The organism is Leuconostoc rapi, assembly GCF_016908715.1.
GTDB lineage: Bacteria > Bacillota > Bacilli > Lactobacillales > Lactobacillaceae > Leuconostoc > Leuconostoc rapi.
The window spans coordinates 1-2500 of the sequence record NZ_JAFBEK010000020.1 but is presented as its reverse complement, the minus strand read 5'-3'; the positions used below and the strand labels follow the sequence as shown (position 1 = coordinate 2500).

Annotated in this window: 1 tRNA gene and 2 rRNA genes (1 of these 3 cut by a window edge); all 3 read right to left on the bottom strand. The window is 47.5% G+C overall.

What is annotated here, in order from left to right:
• Nucleotides 1-278 (bottom strand): 23S ribosomal RNA (locus JOD28_RS09645) (it extends 2638 nt beyond the left edge of the window).
• Nucleotides 279-465: 187 nt separating this feature from the next.
• Nucleotides 466-538: transfer RNA gene (locus JOD28_RS09640), tRNA-Ala, on the bottom strand.
• Nucleotides 539-651: 113 nt separating this feature from the next.
• Nucleotides 652-2201: ribosomal RNA gene (locus JOD28_RS09635) — 16S ribosomal RNA — on the bottom strand.
• The 16S and 23S rRNA genes sit together here with 1 tRNA gene alongside, the layout of an rRNA operon.
• Nucleotides 2202-2500 lie beyond the last annotated feature (299 nt).

Sequence of the window (2500 nt, the reverse complement as noted above, 5' to 3'; positions counted from 1 at the left end):
GCACGTTGGTTTGGGCTCTTCCCCTTTCGCTCGCCGCTACTTAGGGAATCGATTTTTCTTTCTGCTCCTGCTGCTAATGAGATGTTTCAGTTCACAGCGTATTCCGTCAATAATCTATGTATTCAACTATTGACAACTCTTTTCGAGTTGGGTTTCCCCATTCGGAAATCTCTGGGTCATAGCGTACTTACCGCTCACCAAAGCTTATCGTAGTTAGTCACGTCCTTCATCGGCTCCTAGTGCCAAGGCATCCACCACGCGCCCTTATTAACTTAACCGTCACAACCGTAGTTGTGCTTTAAGTTTATGAGTTGGTCTTTTTTCAGACCTGCGATTAAACCGTTCTTGTTTCAGAACTTTTTGTGTTGTTTCTCGGTTCAATTTAATAATAATTTTAATTATTTAAAAGAATTTGTTACTATTCAGTTTTCAATGTACTACCCTTGACAGCCTCTCGGCTCCCAATGGAGAATAGCGGGATCGAACCGCTGACCCCCTGCTTGCAAAGCAGGTGCTCTCCCAGCTGAGCTAATTCCCCATAGGTTCATCTTTGACCATGATACCTATTTCAGTATCACACTCAAAACTAAACAAAACTTTGTTCCAAACAAATTGACTCTTAAGTCCCTGCCACTTTCCGTTTATCCTTAGAAAGGAGGTGATCCAGCCGCAGGTTCTCCTACGGCTACCTTGTTACGACTTCACCCCAGTCATCTGTCCTGCCTTAGACGGTTCCCTCCTTACGGTTAGGCCACCGGCTTTGGGCATTACAAACTCCCATGGTGTGACGGGCGGTGTGTACAAGACCCGGGAACGTATTCACCGCGGCGTGCTGATCCGCGATTACTAGCGATTCCGACTTCGTGCAGTCGAGTTGCAGACTGCAGTCCGAACTGAGACGTACTTTAAGAGATTAGCTCACCTTCGCAGGTTGGCAACTCGTTGTATACGCCATTGTAGCACGTGTGTAGCCCAGGTCATAAGGGGCATGATGATCTGACGTCGTCCCCGCCTTCCTCCGGTTTGTCACCGGCAGTCTCGCTAGAGTGCCCATCTGAATGCTGGCAACTAACAATAAGGGTTGCGCTCGTTGCGGGACTTAACCCAACATCTCACGACACGAGCTGACGACGACCATGCACCACCTGTCTCTTTGTCTCCGAAGAGAACACTTCTATCTCTAAAAGCTTCAAAGGATGTCAAGACCTGGTAAGGTTCTTCGCGTTGCTTCGAATTAAACCACATGCTCCACCGCTTGTGCGGGTCCCCGTCAATTCCTTTGAGTTTCAACCTTGCGGTCGTACTCCCCAGGCGGAACACTTAATGCGTTAGCTTCGGCACTAAGAGGCGGAAACCTCCTAACACCTAGTGTTCATCGTTTACGGTGTGGACTACCAGGGTATCTAATCCTGTTTGCTACCCACACTTTCGAGCCTCAACGTCAGTTACAGTCCAGTAAGCCGCCTTCGCCGCTGGTGTTCTTCCATATATCTACGCATTCCACCGCTACACATGGAGTTCCACTTACCTCTACTGCACTCAAGTTGTCCAGTTTCCAATGCCTTTCCGGAGTTGAGCTCCGGGCTTTCACATCAGACTTAAACAACCGTCTGCGCTCGCTTTACGCCCAATAAATCCGGATAACGCTCGGGACATACGTATTACCGCGGCTGCTGGCACGTATTTAGCCGTCCCTTTCTGGTATGGTACCGTCACACTAAAATCATTCCCTATTCTAGCTGTTCTTCCCATACAACAGTGCTTTACGACCCGAAAGCCTTCATCACACACGCGGCGTTGCTCCATCAGGCTTTCGCCCATTGTGGAAGATTCCCTACTGCAGCCTCCCGTAGGAGTTTGGGCCGTGTCTCAGTCCCAATGTGGCCGATCAGTCTCTCAACTCGGCTATGCATCATTGTCTTGGTGAGCCTTTACCTCACCAACTAACTAATGCACCGCGGATCCATCTCTAGGTGACGCCGTAGCGCCTTTTAACTCTTTGTCATGCGACAATAAGTCTTATTCGGTATTAGCATCTGTTTCCAAATGTTATCCCCAGCCTTGAGGCAGGTTGTCCACGTGTTACTCACCCGTTCGCCACTCACTTGAAAGGTGCAAGCACCTTTCGCTGTGCGTTCGACTTGCATGTATTAGGCACGCCGCCAGCGTTCATCCTGAGCCAGGATCAAACTCTCAATTTAAATGAATTTAAATTCATCGCTTGAAGATGTACTCTTCGATTAAACTGACTAATTGCTATATCTCTATAACGCTTATCCGTTTTTTTGTTTGTTACGAATTGACTTCGCAAATTTGTTTCTGTTACTCTCGTAACAGCGACAGATTCGTTTGTTCAAAGTTTTGTTCAGTTTTCAATGTGCTACCCGTTATCTCTCTGAGACAACTATATTATCTTACCACGCTCAGTTCCCTTTGTCAACTACTTCTTTTCAATCTCTTCTCAGATCTTCTTGAATTAATTGCCTCTTTCGCCTCGCGT